The organism is Variovorax sp. Varisp53, assembly GCF_059491555.1.
The window spans coordinates 4,611,625-4,626,508 of record NZ_CP168512.1 but is presented as its reverse complement, the minus strand read 5'-3'; the positions used below and the strand labels follow the sequence as shown (position 1 = coordinate 4,626,508).

Here is a 14,884-nt window from a genome sequence, read left to right as displayed (position 1 = left end):
TTATTCTTCGGTGGTGCACATCGCGGTGACGTACTTGCGCTTGGGCGAATCGAGGGAGTCGGCCTGCCAGGCCTGCTTGGTGGCGACGTTGAAGGCACCGGGCTTGCCCAGGCCGCCGTCGGCGTCGATGGCCATCATTTCCTTCATGCACATCTTGTTGCGGTCGACGCACAGGTTGAGGATGGCGTCGTACAGCGCGGGGTCCACCGATGCGTAGTGGCGCACGGGCTCGCGCTCGCTCGGCACTTCGAGCTTCTTCTGGTAGAGCTCGCGCGTGAGTTCACCGTCCTTGCCGGCCTTGACCTTCTGCACCCACTGGTCGAAGTCGCCGTTGCTCAGGCCGTGGAACTTGAAGCGCATGCCCGAGAAGCCGGCGCCGCTGTAGTTGGCGGAGAAGCCTTCGAACTCGCCCGGCTTGTTGATCACCGCGTGCAGCTTGGTCTCCATGCCCGGCATGGCGTAGATCTGGCCGGCCAGCGCGGGGATGAAGAAGGAGTTCATGACCGAGGAGGCCGTGATCTTGAAGCTGATCGGGCGGTCCACCGGGGCGGCCAGCTCGTTCACCGTGGCGATGCCCTGCTCGGGGTAGATGAAGAGCCACTTCCAGTCGAGTGCCACCACTTCGACCACCAGCGGCTTGGCTTCGGCCGGGATTGCGCGTTGCGCGTCGAGGCGGCGCAGCGGCTGGTAGGGGTCGAGCGTGTGGGTGCTGATCCAGGTGATGGCGCCCAGCGCGATGATGATGAGCAGCGGTGCCGCCCAGATCGCCAGCTCGAGCTGGGTCGAGTGGTCCCAGTCGGGGCTGTAGGTGGCCTCCTTGTTCGACTGGCGATAGCGCCAGGCAAAGAAGATGGTCAGGGCGATCACCGGGATGATGATGATCAGCATCAGCACGGTGGAGACGACGATGAGGCGTCCCTGCTGATTGGCGATGTCGCCGGAGGGGTTCATCAACACCGTGTTGCAGCCCGCCAGGAGCATGGCGGAAAGCAGCAGGAGTGATCGGCGAAGGTTCTTGAGGATGTGCATGCCGGGGGAAAAGAGGTGCAGGGGCGACGCAAAAAGACCCCACAATCTACGCTCGAAGACGGGTTTCGCCTATTGGACGTTTTGTCCTATGGCGGTAAATGTGTTTCGGTGCGACGCTCTAGGTTCTCCATGGTCTTATGTGTCGCGTCCAGGCGTGACACCTGAATTACAGCAAGCAATGACGACGTCCAGCATCAGTCCGCAAGGCGCACAGCCGCTGCCGAACTCGCCCGAGCAAGGCGGCGCCCGGCAGGGCGACGACCACTCGCACATCGCCCCCGGCGAGATCGCGGTCGGCGTGATCATCGGCCGCGCCTCCGAATATTTCGACTTCTTCGTCTACGGCATCGCCTCGGTGCTGGTGTTCCCGGCGGTCTTCTTCCCCTTCGAGCAACACCTCGAAGGTGTTCTGTACTCGTTCCTGATCTTCTCCTTCGCCTTCATCGCGCGTCCGTTCGGAACTGTCATCTCGATGATGATCCAGCGACGTTTCGGGCGCGAGGCCAAGCTCACGCTGGCGCTTTTCGTGCTGGGCACCTCCACCGCCGGCATCGCCTTCCTTCCGGGCTACGCGAGCCTCGGCTTCACGGCCATCGTGTTGCTGTCGGTGTTTCGCTTCGGCCAGGGCCTGGCACTGGGCGGCTCGTGGGACGGCCTGCCTTCGCTGCTGGCGCTGAATGCGCCCGCCAACCGCCGCGGCTGGTACGCGATGCTGGGCCAGCTGGGTGCGCCCATCGGCTTCTTCATTGCCAGCGCGCTGTTCGCCTATCTGTATTCGAGCCTGCCGTCCGAGGACTTCCTCGACTGGGGCTGGCGCTATTCCTTCTACGTGGCCTTCGCGATCAACGTGGTGGCGCTGTTCGCCCGCCTGCGCCTGGTGGCCACCGACGAATACTCGCGCCTGCTCGAGGAACGCGAACTGGAGCCCACCAGCGTGACCGAGCTGGTCCGCTCGCAGGGCGCCAACCTGCTGATCGGCGCCTTCGCCGCGCTGGCCAGCTATGCGCTGTTCCACCTGATCACCGTGTTCCCGCTGTCGTGGATCACGCTGTACTCCGATCAGTCGGTCAGCGAATTCCTGGTCGTGCAGATGATCGGCGCGGTGCTGGCCGCAGCCGGCATCGTGGCCTCGGGCCTGCTGGCCGACCGTATCGGCCGCCGCTTCACGCTGGGCGGCCTGGCTGCCGTGATTGCCGCATTCAGCGGCTTCGCCCCCACGCTGCTCGACGGTGGCCGTCTCGGCCAGGACATCTTCATCCTGGTGGGCTTCGTGATCCTGGGCCTGTCGTACGGCCAGGCGGCCGGCGCCGTGACCTCGAACTTCGCGCCCAAGTACCGCTACGTCGGCGCGGCCCTGACGGCCGACCTGGCCTGGCTGATCGGCGCGGCGTTCGCGCCGCTGGTCGCGTTGGGCCTGTCGGCCCACTTCGGCCTGGCGTACGTCAGCGTCTACCTGCTGTCGGGCGCGGTCGCCACGCTCGCGGCGCTGGGGCTGAACCGGGCGCTGGCGCGCGACTGACCCGCTGCGCAGCCGTTTCTTACAAAAGGGGGCGGTTAGGCCCCGTTTTAATTAGGATGCTCCGATGTTCGCCGCCGCAATTTTCGACATGGACGGGCTGCTGATCGATTCGGAGCGCCCCATCATGGCCGCCTGGATCGAGGCCGCCCGCACGCTCGGCATCGAGCTTTCGCATAGCGAGTACCTGCAGGTCGTGGGCCTGGCCACCGCCGAGTCCGAACGCATCCTCGCGTCGCTGCTCGGCGGCCCGGAGGCCTACCGCCATGCCATCGGCCATGTGCGCCAGCGGCTGCAGCTGGCGCGTTCCGACGGCACGCCGCTGTTTCCCATCAAGCCCGGTGCGGGCGAATTCCTGGCGGCGCTGCGCGAGCGCGGCACGCGCTGCGCCGTGGCCTCGTCGTCGACCAGCGGGCAGATCCAGGCCTGTCTCGGCAGCCTCGACGTGCTCCATCACTTCGAGGCCTTCGCGGGCGGCGACGAGGTGGCGCGCGCCAAGCCCGATCCGGCGCTCTACCTGCTCGCGGCCGAGCGCCTGGGCGTGGACCCGGCGGACTGCATCGCCTTCGAGGACAGCGAGAACGGCGCCAAGGCGGCGCTGGCGGCCGGCCTGCGGGTGGTTGTGGTGCCCGATCTCAAGCATCCGCCCGAGTCCATCGTCGAGCAGGCCTTCCACGTGCTCGATTCGTTGCACGACGCGCTGGGGCACCTGCCGCGCTGGTTTCCGCAACAGGCGGCGCAGAAGGCGCAACCCGCATGATCAAGATCGGCACGCTCTGCCACGTGGTCGACAGCTGCCTGGCGTCGCCTTTCACCGAGCGTGCCGTGGGCCGGATTGTGGAAGTGGTGTCCGCGCCCTACGAAGCGCCCAGCGAGCGCTACCTGCCCGGCACCTACTACGACGTGCTGTTCGAGGGCTGGACCTTCTACTGCCGCAGCGACAAGCTCGTGCCCATTTCCGACCCCGACGCCGAAGTCGAGCGCTGGGAGGACGTCTTCCTCGAAGAGCCCGGCCTCCTGCCTGCGCCTGCTCCTCAGAGCACCTCGTCGCGCAGCTGCGGAAAGACCTTCGATACCTTCGCCAGCAGGTAGTCGCCATAGCGCCCGCTGAAGGCGTGCACGTTGGCACGGTCCCAGCGCTCGGCGCTGTCGTCGCGCGCTTCGGCACCTGCAAGGCCGTCGATGCGCTGCACGCGAGCCTCGAAGTTCGGATCGAAGAACAGCGGGAACGACAGCCGGTCGTGCCCCGAGGTGTTGCGCTTCACGCGGTGCGGCGTCGACTTGTAGAGCCCGCCGGTCATGCGGTCGAGCATGTCGCCGATGTTGCAGACGAAGGAGCCGGGAATCGGCGGCGCGTCGATCCATCCGTCCGGCGTGTGCACGGCGAGGCCGCCTACGGTGTCCTGGTGCAGGATGGTGAGCAGCCCGTAGTCGGTGTGCTCGCCCACGCCCCATTGCACGTCGAGCCCTTCGGGCACTGGCTGCGAGGGGTAGTTGAAGAGGCGGAACAGGATCAGCGGGTCGGCCGTGTAGCGTTCGGCGAAGTAGCTCGCGGGCAGGCCCAGGCTCAGCGCGATGCCTTCCATCAGCCGGTGGCCGAGCTGCGTGACGGCCGCCATGTAGTCGAGGATGGTCTCGCGAAAGCCCGGCACATCGGGGAACAGGTTCGGCCCGTGCACCGGTGTCTTCGCCTGCACCAGCGGATGTGTGGCGGGCAGCTCGGTGCCGAGGTAGAGGCCTTCCTTCCAGTCGGGCCGGCCCGAGGTCAGCTCGCCGCCCAGCGGGAAGAAGCCGCGCCAGGCGCGCCCGCCGAGCGCCATGCGCCACTGCATCTTGGCTTCTTCAGGCAGGTCGAAGAAGCGGTGGCTCAGGTCTTCGAGCCGCTGCACCAGCGCGGCGTCGACGCCGTGGCCGGTCACGTAGAAGAAGCCGTGCGCGCGGCAGGCGGCGCCAATCTGCGCGGCCACGCCATCGCGTTCGGGCGCACCGGCCACGAGGGGCGAGACGTCGATCACGGGCAGCGAGAGAAGGGATTCGGATGTGGACATCGTCGTCGAAAGCATGTCACGCGTCCCGCGCGAACGGCGAGCGGATGTCCGAAAGAAACTGCTGCGCGCGTGGGTGCTGAGGGCGGTTGAAGAAATCATCGGGCGTGGCGCGTTCGAGCACCTTGCCCTCGTCCATGAACAGCACGCGGTCGGCCACCTCGCGCGCGAAGCCCATCTCGTGCGTCACGCAGACCATCGTCATGCCGTCGCGCGTGAGGTCGCGCATCACCAGCAGCACCTCACCGACCATCTCGGGGTCGAGCGCGCTGGTGGGTTCGTCGAACAGCATCAGCGGCGGCTGCATGGCCAGCGCGCGGGCAATCGCCACACGCTGCTGCTGGCCGCCCGACAGTTCGCTGGGCCACGCGTTCGCCTTGTTCGACAGGCCCACGCGCTGCAGCAGCGCCATCGCGCGCTCCTCGGCCTCCTTGCGCGTGAGCCCGCGCAGCTGCATCGGCGCCATGGTGCAGTTCTGCAGCACCGTGAGGTGCGGAAAGAGGTTGAACTGCTGGAACACGAAGCCGATGCGCGAGCGGAAGGCGTTCACATCCAGGCCGGGCGCATGGATGTCCTGGCCGTCCACCGCGATGCGGCCCGACTGGATCGGCTCCAGCCGGTTGAAGGTGCGGATCAGCGTCGACTTGCCCGAGCCCGAGGGCCCGCACACCACGACGACTTCGCCCTTGTGGATGGTCTCGGTGATATCGACCAGCGCGTGGTAGCTGCCGTACCACTTGTTGACTTTTTCGAGTTCGATCATGCGGACACCTTGGGTGCGACGGTGGACATGCCGCGGCGCGCGAGCCGGCGTTCGAGCCAGTAGGCGAAGCGCGACAGGCCGAAGCAGAGGATGAAGTACGTGCCGCCCAATATGAGGTAGATCTGCGCGGGCTTGGTGAACACCTGGGTGTTGATCTGCGTCGCGATGAACGACACCTCGGCCAAGCCGATGATGTAGCCCAGCGAGGTCTCCTTGATGGTCGAGACGAACTGGTTCACCAGCGAGGGCAGCATGCTGCGCAGCGCCTGCGGCAGCACCACGAGGCGCATCGCGCGGCCATAGCCCAGGCCGAGCGCGCGGGCGGTTTCCATCTGCCCGCGCGGCAGGCCCTGGATGCCGGCGCGCACGATCTCCGCGAGGTAGGCGGCGTCGAATATCACCAGCGCGATCAGCATGGTGGTGAACTGGTCGGTCTTCACGCCCGTGACGCTCGGCAGGAAGAAGTAGGCCCAGAAGATCACCATCAGCAGCGGCAGGCCGCGCACCACGAACACGAAGCCCGTGACCGGCCAGCGCAGCCAGCGCCATGGGCTGACGCGCGCCAGCCCGAGCACGATGCCCAGCGGCAAGGCGAGCACCAGCCCGCAGGAGGCCAGCAGCAGCGTGAGCACCAGTCCGCCGAGCGGGCCGTTGGGGTACTGCCCGATGAGGAAGTAGACCCAGTAGTCGTTGATGATGTCGAGCATCAGCGGGCTGCCTTCATATGGTTCTCACCGGAAAGCGGTGGTGATACCAGGTCGCCAGCCCCGTGATCGCCAGCGACACCGTCAGGTAGGCCGCGCTCGCGAAAGCGAAAGACTCGAAGCTGCGGAAGGTCGCGCTCTCGACCTGGCTAGCCTGGTACATCAGCTCGGCCACACCGATCACAGTGGCGATGGAGGTGTTCTTCCAGAGGCTCAGCGTCTGCGAGATCAGCGGCGGCACCGTCACGCGCAGCGCCTGCGGCAGCACCACGCGGCGCATGGTGGCGAGGTAGCTGAAGCCCATCGCGCGGCCGGCCTCGAACTGCACCGTGGGGATCGCGCGGATGCCGCTGCGGATGTCCTCGGCCATGAAGGCCGCCGTGTACAGCGACAGCGCGATGACCGCGCTGTAGGCCTCGATGTGCCCCGCGTAGAGCCATTGCTTGATGTCCTCGGGCAGCAGCTCGGGCGCGCCGAAGTACCAGAACAGCATGTGCGCGAGCAGCGGGATGTTGCGGATCGACTCGACGTACGCGAAGCCGAGCCAGCGCAGCGGTGCGAAGGGCGAAAGGCGCAGCAGCGCGACCACCAGCGCGAGGGGGAGCGCCAGCACCAGCGCGGCCGCGAGCAGCTGCAGCGACAGCAGCAGGCCCGCGACCAGCATGTCGTGGTACTTGCCGGTGAGCAGCAAGGAATAGTCGAACAGGGGCATGGGGGGCGACAGTATCACCGTCGCAGAGGGAATTTGCTCCCTCCCCCGCTGGGGGAGGGTTGGGGTGGGGGCACGACGGCGATCGAAACGTCATGGCCTGTGCTGAGGCCGCTTGCCCCCATCCCGGCCTTCCCCCAGCGGGGGAAGGAGAAAGACCGAAGACCGGGCTCAGTCGATCTTGTCGCTGTCGAGCTTGAAGTCGCGCGACTGGAAGCCCGAGGCCGTGTTCGGGCCGTACCACTTGATGAAGATCTTCTGCGCCTCGCCCGACTTCTCGAGCTCGCGCAGCGTGTCGTCCACCACGGCCTTCAGGCCGCTCTCGCCCTTCTTGATGCCGATGGCCAGCGCCTCGGTGCTCAGGTTCTGCTTGAGCACCACGTACTGCGCCTTCTGCGGGCCGAGCTTGGCGTAGCTGCGCAGCAGCGCGGCCTCGTCGTCCACATAGCCCACGCCCTTGCCCTGCTGCAGCGCCTGGAAGGCCTGCTGGCTCGTGTCGAAGGTCACGACCTCGACGTTGGGCACGGCCTTGCGGATGTTGGGTTCCTGCGTGCCGCCGCGGATGGTCAGCACCTTCTTGCCGGCGAGCTGCGGCACCTCGGTGATGCCGCTGTCCTTCTTCACGATGGCCTTCTGGCCGGTCACGAAGGTGGTGAGCGAGAAGTCGATTTGCGCCTCGCGCTCCTTGTTGTGCGTGAGGCCGGCGGCGACCAGGTCCACGTGGCCCTGCTGCAGCTCGGGAATGCGCGCGGCCACCGCGATCTGCTTGAGCACCGGCTTCACGCCGATTTTCTTTGCAATGGCGTTCACCAGGTCGACTTCGTAGCCGACGATCTGGCGCGTCTTGGGGTCGACGAAGGTCGCGGGCTCGTCGGTGCCGAGCACGCCGACGACCAGCTCGCCCTTTTTCTTGATGTCGGCCAGCTGGTCGGCGTGGGCGAGGGTACCGAGCATGAAGGTGGAAGCGGCGACGGCCGCGGCGAGCAGGGTGTGGCGCATGGGTTGTCTCTCTCCTGGAGGAAATTCAGGGCCGAACCATATCAACAAAGCCCTGGAACCATAAATCTTCAATCGACATATGCATATGGGTAAGCTGAATACGTTCGTTGCAGGCTGGGTTAAATTCGCGGCCCAAAAAGCGCGCGTCCACCGTCTTCTTCCCGCATCTCATCCAGCGAGATCCCCATGATCATCAAACCCCGCGTGCGCGGCTTCATCTGCGTCACGACCCATCCCACCGGCTGCGAAGCCAACGTCAGGCAGCAGATCGACTACGTCAAGGCCCAGGGCCCCATCGCGGGCGGTCCGAAGAGGGTGCTGGTGATCGGCGCATCGACGGGCTATGGCCTGGCCGCGCGCATCACGGCAGCCTTCGGCTGCGGCGCCGACACGCTCGGCGTGTTCTTCGAGCGCGCGGGCAGCCAGAGCAAGCCCGGCTCGCCCGGCTGGTACAACACCGCCGCCTTCCACCGCGCAGCGGCCGCCGAAGGCCGCTATGCGAAGAGCATCAACGGCGACGGTTTTTCCGATGCGGTGAAGCAGCAGGCCATCGACACGATCCGCGCGGACCTCGGCCAGGTCGACCTCGTCGTCTACAGCCTGGCTGCGCCGCGCCGCACGCACCCGAAGACGGGCCAGGTCTTCAACTCGGTGCTCAAGCCGGTCGGCAAGTCGGTGAACCTGCGCGGCCTCGACACCGACAACGAGACCATCAAGGAAACGGTGCTCGAAGCCGCGACACAGGAAGAGATCGACAACACCGTGGCCGTGATGGGCGGCGAAGACTGGCAGATGTGGATCGACGCACTACAGCAGGCCGGTGTGCTGGCCGACGGCGCGAAGACCACGGCCTTCACCTACCTGGGCGAGCAGATCACGCACGACATCTACTGGAACGGCTCCATCGGCGCCGCCAAGAAGGATCTCGACCAGAAGGTGCTGGGCATTCGCGCACAGCTGGCCGCCAAGGGTGGCGACGCGCGCGTGTCGGTGCTGAAGGCGGTGGTCACGCAGGCGAGCTCGGCCATTCCGATGATGCCGCTGTACCTGTCGCTGCTGTTCAAGGTGATGAAGGCACAGGGCACGCATGAAGGTTGCATCGAGCAGGTGCACGGGCTCTATGCCGACAGCCTCTACGGCAGCGCGCCGCACCTCGACGAGGAAGGCCGCCTGCGCGCGGACTACAAGGAGCTGGCGCCGCAGGTGCAGTCGCTGGTGCAGGCGCAGTGGTCACAGGTGACCAACGACAACCTCTACGAGCTCACCGATTTCGCCGGCTACAAGACCGAGTTCCTGCGCCTCTTCGGCTTCGCGGTGGAGGGCGTGGACTACGAGGCCGACGTGAACCCGGATGTGGACATTCCGGGCCTCGTGCAGGTCTAGGAAGCGACCGGAGGGATACTCCCGCCCATGCAGATTCAAGAAAAGCCGCCCGCCGGCACGCCGTTCGACTGGATCGGCGGCGAACCGAAGGTGGAGGCGCTGGTCGAGCGCTTCTACGACCTGATGGACCTCGAGCCCGCGTATGCGCAATTGCGCGCCGTGCACGGCACCAGCCTCGACAACGCGCGCCAGCGCCTGTTCTGGTTCCTCTGCGGCTGGCTCGGCGGGCCGCAGCACTACACCGACCGCTTCGGCCATCCGATGCTGCGCGCGCGCCACCTGCCGCAGAGCATCGGCGGCCACACCATCGGCATCAAGGAGCGCGACCAATGGCTGGCCTGCATGGACCAGGCCATGGGCGAGACGGGTGTGCCCGAGGACTTGCGCGCAAGGCTGCGCGACTCCTTCTTCAAGACCGCCGACTGGATGCGCAACCGCGGCGAGTGACCGACCCCACAACGATTCCGAAAGACGTTTCTCTCATCATGAATTCCATCGTCATCATCGGCGGCGGCCATGCCGCGGCCCAGCTCTGCGTCGGCCTCGCTGAAGCCGGGCAGGGCGCGCGCGTGCAGCTCGTGTGCGAAGAGGCGTGCGAGCCCTACCACCGCCCGCCGCTGTCCAAGGCCTTCCTCAAGAGCGCGGAGGAAACCACGCAACTGCACAAGGCCGCCGACTGGTACCGCGAAGCGGGCATCACGCTGCACCTGGGCGACGCCGCCGTGGCGATCGACCGCGAGGCGCGCACCGTCACGCTGCGTTCGGGCGCGGTGCTGCCGTGGGAGCGCCTGGTGCTGGCCACCGGCACGCGCGCACGCCAGATGCCCGATCTGAAGCCGGGCCTCGAAAACGTCGCGAGCCTGCGTGCTGCCAATGAAGCGCACCGCCTGCGCGAGCGGCTTGCATCGGCCGAGAAGGTGACCGTGCTCGGCGGCGGCTTCATCGGGCTCGAGGTGGCGGCCACCGCCAAGGCGCTCGGCAAGTCAGTGCAGGTGATCGAAAGCGCGCCGCGCCTGCTGGGCCGCGCCGTGTCGCCCGAGCTGTCGGCGCATGTGCTCGCCACTCATCGCGCGGCCGGCATCGACATCGTGCTCGGCGCGCAGACCGGTGCCTTCGAAGTCGAAGGCGACCGGCTGGTGTCGATCCAGGTCAACGGCGTGAAGCAGCCGGTCGACCTCCTGCTGCTCGGTATCGGCGCCGTGCCCGAGACGGCGCTCGCACAGGCGGCCGGCATCGAGTGCGCCGACGGCATCGTGGTCGACGGCCACATGCAGACTAGCGCGGCCGGTGTGCTCGCGGTGGGCGACTGCACGCGCTTCCCCGATCGCCGCGCGGGCCGCGCGCTGCGGCTCGAATCGGTGCAGAACGCCAACGACCAGGCGCGCACCGCGGTGGCCACGCTGACCGGCGCGGCGCGTGCGCACGACGCGGTCGCGTGGTTCTGGTCCGACCAGGGCGGCATGCGACTGCAGATGGTGGGCCTGATGCCGGCCGAAGGCACGCCGGGCCTGAGCAGCGTGCGCCGGCCAGGGCCGAAGCCCGATGCGTTCTCGCTGTTCCACTATGTCGATGGGCAGCTCGTGTGCGTGGAATCGGTGAACGCGCCGGTCGACCACATGATGAGCCGCAAGCTGCTTGAAGCGGGGCGTAGCCCTGATGCTGCGGCGGTGGCGGATGCGGCGGTTCCCTTGAAGAACCATTTGGCTTAAGCCGCCTGCGTGTCTTGCTCCCTCCCCCGCTGGGGGAGGGTAGGGGTGGGGGCACAACGGCGGTGGATGAGGCGCGGCCCGTGCAAAGGCGGCAAGACCCCATCCCAGCCTTCCCCCGGAAGGGGAAGGAGCAAGGCAGAACGCGTCAGCGCCGCGTGGGCGCCAGCAGCACGACGAGGGCCCCGGCGCCGCCTTCCGCCGGCTTCGCCTGCACGAACGCGATCACCTCGTTCTTCTGGATCAGCCAGCGCTGCGCCTTGGTCTTCAGCACCGGCTGCCTGCCTGGCGAGCCCAGGCCCTTGCCGTGCACCACGCGCACGCAGCGCAGCCCCTGCTTGCTGGCATTGCGGATGAAGCCGCCGAGCGCCTCGCGCGCCTCGTCGCTGCGCAGCCCGTGCAGGTCGACCTGCCCCTGGATCGCCCATTCGCCCTTGCGCAGCCGCGCCGTCACGTCGGTGCCGATGCCGGGTCGGCGGAAGCTCATGGCGTCGTCCACGTCGAGCAGCGTGGTCACGTCGAACTCGTCGGAGAGCGACTCGCGCAGCACGCGCTGTTCGTCGAGCTGGTGCTGCACCGGGATCGGTGCTGGCGGCAGCGGCGCAAGCGGCACTGCGGCCTTGCGGCGCAGCGGCTCGGTGGCGCCGATGGCACGGGCAAAGAGGTCTTTCTCGGCGGCGAGCTTGCGTTCGGCCGCGGCCTTTGCGGCCGCCTCGGCGGCTTCGCGCTCGCGGGTTTCGGCGAGCGTGCGCTGCACCTGCTTGAGGTCGGCGAGGTTCTTGAGAGACGGGGCGCGTGCGGCCATCAGAGCACGCCCTTCTCGGCCATCGAGAAGCTCTGTCCGGGGCTCACGATGATGTGGTCGAGCACCCGCACGTCCACCAGCGCCAGCGCGGCGCGCAGCGTCTGCGTGAGCGACTCGTCGGCGCGCGAGGGCTCGATGTTGCCGCTGGGGTGGTTGTGCGCCAGCACCACGGCCGCGGCCTGGTGGTGGATGGCGCGCGTGACGACCTCGCGCGGATAGACGCTGGTCTGCGTGAGCGTGCCGCGGAACATTTCCTCCAGCGCGATCATGCGGTGCTGCACGTCGAGGAACACCACCGCGAACACTTCGTAGGGGCGCGAGCCGATGTGCAGCTGCAGGTACTGCTTGACCGCGTCGGGCGAGTCGAACACCGTGCGCTCCCGGAGCCTTTCACCCATGGCGCGGCGCGCCAGTTCGAGCACCGCGATCAGTTCGGAGCGCTTGGCGCTGCCGCCCATGCCCTTGATGGTCTTGAGCTCTTCGGCGCCGGTATGCAGCAGGCCCGAGAGGCCGCCGAAGCGCTCGAGCAGCTGCTGCGCCAGCTGCAGCACGTTCATGCCCGCCACGCCGGTGCGCAGCAGCAGGGCCAGCAGCTCGGCGTCGGCCAGCGCGGATGCCCCTCGCGAGATGAGTTTTTCGCGGGGACGGGCGTCGAGAGGGAGATCCTTGAATGCCATGAAACCCTGGGGTGAAACCTTGGCGGAGCCGGGTGAAGCCCCGGTCCTTAAAATGAGGTCCAGTTTATCGGGACACCCACCTTGTCTTTGCCCACCTCCGTTGCCCCCATGTCCCAACTCGTGACTTCCGGCTCCTTCCTGACCCTGCACTACCGGCTGGCCGGCCCGGCGGGCGACATCATCAACACCTTCGCCGACAAGCCCGCGACCCTGTCGCTCGGCACCGGCGAGCTTTCTCCAGCCATGGAGCAGCGCCTGATGGGCCTGGAAGAAGGCACGCATGCCACCTTCGAGCTGCCCGCCGGCGAGGCCTTCGGCGAGCGCAACCCCGACATGCAGCAGTGGGTGGCCAGGAAGCTGCTCGCGCAGATGGGCGACCCCGACGAGCAATACGCCACGGGCGACGTCGTGCAGTTCCCCACGCCCGACGGCACGGGCAGCTATGCGGGCGCGGTGATCGAATCGAATGACACGGCGGTGCGCTTCGACTTCAACCATCCGCTGGCCGGCCAGCCCGTCACCTTCGAAGTGAAGCTGATCGGCGTGCTATGAACCCCGATATCTCGGAAGTCATCCTTGCCGAACCGCGCGGCTTCTGTGCGGGTGTCGATCGCGCCATCGAGATCGTCGAGCGCGCCATTGCCAAGTTCGGCGCACCGATCTACGTGCGCCACGAGATCGTGCACAACACCTACGTGGTGAACGAGCTCAAGGCCAAGGGCGCGATCTTCATCGAGGAACTGTCCGACGTGCCGCCCGGCGCCACGCTGGTGTTCAGCGCACACGGCGTGAGCAAGGCGGTGGAGCAGGAGGCGCGCGACCGCGGCTTCGAGATCTTCGACGCCACCTGCCCGCTGGTGACCAAGGTGCACGTCGAGGTCGCCAAGCTCGCGAAGGAGGGCTTCGAGTTCATCATGATCGGCCACAAGGGGCACCCCGAGGTCGAGGGCACGATGGGCCAGCTCAGCAGCGGCATTCACCTCGTCGAAGACGTGGCCGACGTGGCGAAGGTCTCGCCCTCGCAGACCGAGAAGCTCGCGGTGGTTACGCAGACCACGCTGAGCGTGGACGACGCGGCCGAGATCGCCGCCGCCGTGCGCACGCGCTTTCCGGCCGTGCGAGAGCCCAAGCAGCAGGACATCTGCTATGCCACCCAGAACCGCCAGGACGCGGTGAAGATCATGAGCCCGCAGGTCGACCTCGTGATCGTGGTCGGCAGCCCCACCAGTTCCAACAGCAACCGGCTGCGCGAACTGGCGCAGCGGCTGGGCACCGAGAGCTACATGGTCGATTCGGCCGAAGAGCTCAAGCCCGAGTGGTTCGAGGGCAAGACGCGCATCGGCCTCACCGCCGGCGCCTCGGCCCCCGAGGTGCTGGTGCGCGAGGTGATCGAGCGCGTGCGCGCGTTCGGCGCGGTGTCGGTCCGCAAGATGGACGGCATCGAGGAAACCATCAAGTTTCCGCTGCCCAAGGGGCTCAAGCTCGACGACATTCCGCCTCCAGGACACATCTCTTGAACGACAAGAAAACCCCCGACTGGCGCTCTGAAATAGATAGCGCCTCCCGCAGGCTGAGCGAGCGTGCTGGCCACTTTTTGCGCGAAACCCCGCTATGGAAGCTGCCCGCGGCCGCCTTCGGCGTCGCGGCGCCGGGCGCCGAGATCTGGCTGAAGCTCGAGCACATGCAGGTCAGCGGCAGCTTCAAGGCGCGCGGCATGATGAACCGGCTGCTGGCCAACGACATTCCCGACAGCGGCGTGGTTGTGGCCTCGGGTGGCAATGCGGGCATTGCCACGGCGGCCGCGGCGCGCGCGCTGGGCGTGCCTTGCCAGGTGTTCCTGCCGGGCGTGTCGCCTGAGGCCAAGCGCGCGCGGCTGCGTGCGCTGGGTGCGGAAGTGGTCGTCGTCGGCGAGCTCTACCCCGATGCGCTGGCCGCCTGCCTGACGCGTCAGAAGGAATCCGGCGCCTTGCTCACCCACGCCTACGACCAGCCCGAAGTGGTGGCCGGCGCGGGCACGCTCGGCCGCGAGATCGAAGAGCAGGGCGGTCTTCCCGATGCGGTGCTCGTGAGCGTCGGCGGCGGTGGGCTGATCGGCGGCCTCGCTGGTTGGTTCGAGCAGCGCGCCCGTGTGGTGGCGCTCGAACCCGAAAAAGCGCCCACGCTGTTTCGCGCTCGCGAGGCCGGCGAGCCGGTCGACGTGGAGGTGGGCGGCATCGCGGCCGATTCGCTCGGGGCGCGCCGCCTCGGCGCCATTTCGTGGGAGATCACGCAACAGCAGGTGCGGCACGCCCTCCTGCTGTCCGATGAATCCATCCGCGCCGCCCAGCAGTGGCTGTGGAAAGAGCTGAAGCTGGCGGTGGAGCCGGCCGCAGCGCTGCCGCTGGCCGCGCTGCAGACCGGTGCCTACGTGCCGAGTGCGGGCGAGAAGGTGTGCCTGATCATCTGCGGGGCGAACGTCGACCCCGCGACGGTCGCCTGAGAGTCGAAGGCCGCCGCCGCCGGGCCGCCCCAAGGCGAGCCGCGCCTCCCCCTTGGGGGGTGGCGAATT

General features: G+C 67.5%; 17 protein-coding genes. 9 read left to right on the top strand and 8 right to left on the bottom strand.

The features are described from left to right. On the bottom strand, positions 1-1,029 hold the full coding sequence (cyoA, locus tag ACEOAB_RS21590) for a ubiquinol oxidase subunit II (RefSeq protein WP_056593799.1): 1,029 nt from the start codon (positions 1,027-1,029) through the stop codon (positions 1-3). A 178-nt stretch (positions 1,030-1,207) separates the two neighbouring features. Here cyoA and ACEOAB_RS21585 point away from each other — a divergent pair, with 178 nt between their 5' ends. The 3 genes from ACEOAB_RS21585 (at position 1,208) to ACEOAB_RS21575 (ending at position 3,637) form a co-directional block, all read left to right on the top strand. Continuing rightward, positions 1,208-2,548 (top strand): MFS transporter, encoded by a 1,341-nt coding sequence (locus ACEOAB_RS21585; protein ID WP_413750172.1) that lies wholly within the window; start codon positions 1,208-1,210, stop codon positions 2,546-2,548. Between the two features lie 64 nt (positions 2,549-2,612). Continuing rightward, positions 2,613-3,305 carry an HAD family hydrolase gene (locus ACEOAB_RS21580; protein WP_056593796.1) on the top strand — a complete coding sequence of 231 codons (693 nt, stop codon included), beginning with the start codon at positions 2,613-2,615 and terminating at the stop codon, positions 3,303-3,305. After that, entirely contained in the window at positions 3,302-3,637 is a 336-nt protein-coding gene (locus ACEOAB_RS21575) for a hypothetical protein (protein WP_056593793.1), read from the top strand. The genes ACEOAB_RS21580 and ACEOAB_RS21575 overlap by 4 nt, the downstream gene beginning before the upstream one ends. Here ACEOAB_RS21575 and ACEOAB_RS21570 read toward each other — a convergent pair. The 5 genes from ACEOAB_RS21570 to ACEOAB_RS21550 form a co-directional block, all read right to left on the bottom strand. Then, a complete protein-coding gene (locus ACEOAB_RS21570; RefSeq protein WP_413750173.1) occupies positions 3,580-4,593 on the bottom strand; it encodes an isopenicillin N synthase family dioxygenase in 1,014 nt (337 codons plus the stop codon). The two genes, ACEOAB_RS21575 and ACEOAB_RS21570, sit on opposite strands and share 58 nt — an antisense overlap. Positions 4,594-4,609: 16 nt before the next feature. Next, a complete protein-coding gene (locus ACEOAB_RS21565) occupies positions 4,610-5,353 on the bottom strand; it encodes an amino acid ABC transporter ATP-binding protein (protein ID WP_413750174.1) in 744 nt (247 codons plus the stop codon). Then, positions 5,350-6,060: an amino acid ABC transporter permease gene (locus ACEOAB_RS21560; protein ID WP_413750175.1), complete on the bottom strand. Its 711-nt coding sequence runs from the start codon at positions 6,058-6,060 to the stop codon at positions 5,350-5,352. The genes ACEOAB_RS21565 and ACEOAB_RS21560 overlap by 4 nt, the downstream gene beginning before the upstream one ends. A gap of 13 nt (positions 6,061-6,073) precedes the next feature. Beyond that, positions 6,074-6,769 carry an amino acid ABC transporter permease gene (locus ACEOAB_RS21555; RefSeq protein WP_413750176.1) on the bottom strand — a complete coding sequence of 232 codons (696 nt, stop codon included), beginning with the start codon at positions 6,767-6,769 and terminating at the stop codon, positions 6,074-6,076. A gap of 168 nt (positions 6,770-6,937) precedes the next feature. Beyond that, positions 6,938-7,765: an ABC transporter substrate-binding protein gene (locus tag ACEOAB_RS21550; protein WP_413751118.1), complete on the bottom strand. Its 828-nt coding sequence runs from the start codon at positions 7,763-7,765 to the stop codon at positions 6,938-6,940. Between the two features lie 186 nt (positions 7,766-7,951). On the opposite strand from ACEOAB_RS21550, the gene fabV reads away from it, so the two are divergent. The 3 genes from fabV to ACEOAB_RS21535 are packed head-to-tail and all read left to right on the top strand — an operon-like array spanning position 7,952 to position 10,857. Next, entirely contained in the window at positions 7,952-9,148 is a 1,197-nt protein-coding gene (gene fabV / locus ACEOAB_RS21545) for an enoyl-ACP reductase FabV (protein ID WP_056593775.1), read from the top strand. 27 nt (positions 9,149-9,175) lie between these two features. Further along, complete coding sequence (locus ACEOAB_RS21540; protein WP_007839268.1) at positions 9,176-9,595, top strand: group II truncated hemoglobin; 420 nt, start codon at positions 9,176-9,178, stop codon at positions 9,593-9,595. Positions 9,596-9,633: 38 nt separating this feature from the next. Continuing rightward, a complete protein-coding gene (locus tag ACEOAB_RS21535; RefSeq protein ID WP_495653103.1) occupies positions 9,634-10,857 on the top strand; it encodes an NAD(P)/FAD-dependent oxidoreductase in 1,224 nt (407 codons plus the stop codon). Between the two features lie 145 nt (positions 10,858-11,002). On the opposite strand, the gene ACEOAB_RS21530 is transcribed toward ACEOAB_RS21535, so the two are convergent. Together ACEOAB_RS21530 and radC are read right to left on the bottom strand one after the other, a co-directional pair. Then, positions 11,003-11,659 carry a Smr/MutS family protein gene (locus ACEOAB_RS21530; protein WP_413335519.1) on the bottom strand — a complete coding sequence of 219 codons (657 nt, stop codon included), beginning with the start codon at positions 11,657-11,659 and terminating at the stop codon, positions 11,003-11,005. Continuing rightward, positions 11,659-12,336, bottom strand: coding sequence for a RadC family protein (gene radC, locus ACEOAB_RS21525; RefSeq protein WP_007839271.1), 678 nt, complete (start codon positions 12,334-12,336; stop codon positions 11,659-11,661). The genes ACEOAB_RS21530 and radC overlap by 1 nt, the downstream gene beginning before the upstream one ends. A 108-nt stretch (positions 12,337-12,444) precedes the next feature. Between radC and ACEOAB_RS21520 the strand changes: the two genes are divergently transcribed. From ACEOAB_RS21520 to ACEOAB_RS21510, 3 genes are read left to right on the top strand one after another with little or no spacing between them, the layout of a single operon-like run. Beyond that, the gene (locus ACEOAB_RS21520; RefSeq protein WP_056593764.1) at positions 12,445-12,888 is read left to right on the top strand and encodes an FKBP-type peptidyl-prolyl cis-trans isomerase; all 444 of its coding nucleotides are present in this window, start codon (positions 12,445-12,447) and stop codon (positions 12,886-12,888) included. Continuing rightward, positions 12,885-13,853 carry a 4-hydroxy-3-methylbut-2-enyl diphosphate reductase gene (gene ispH / locus ACEOAB_RS21515; RefSeq protein WP_007839273.1) on the top strand — a complete coding sequence of 323 codons (969 nt, stop codon included), beginning with the start codon at positions 12,885-12,887 and terminating at the stop codon, positions 13,851-13,853. Before ACEOAB_RS21520 ends, ispH begins: the two co-directional genes overlap by 4 nt. After that, positions 13,850-14,815, top strand: a complete 966-nt coding sequence (locus tag ACEOAB_RS21510) for a threonine/serine dehydratase (RefSeq protein ID WP_413749728.1) — start codon at positions 13,850-13,852, stop codon at positions 14,813-14,815. The genes ispH and ACEOAB_RS21510 overlap by 4 nt, the downstream gene beginning before the upstream one ends. Positions 14,816-14,884 lie beyond the last annotated feature (69 nt).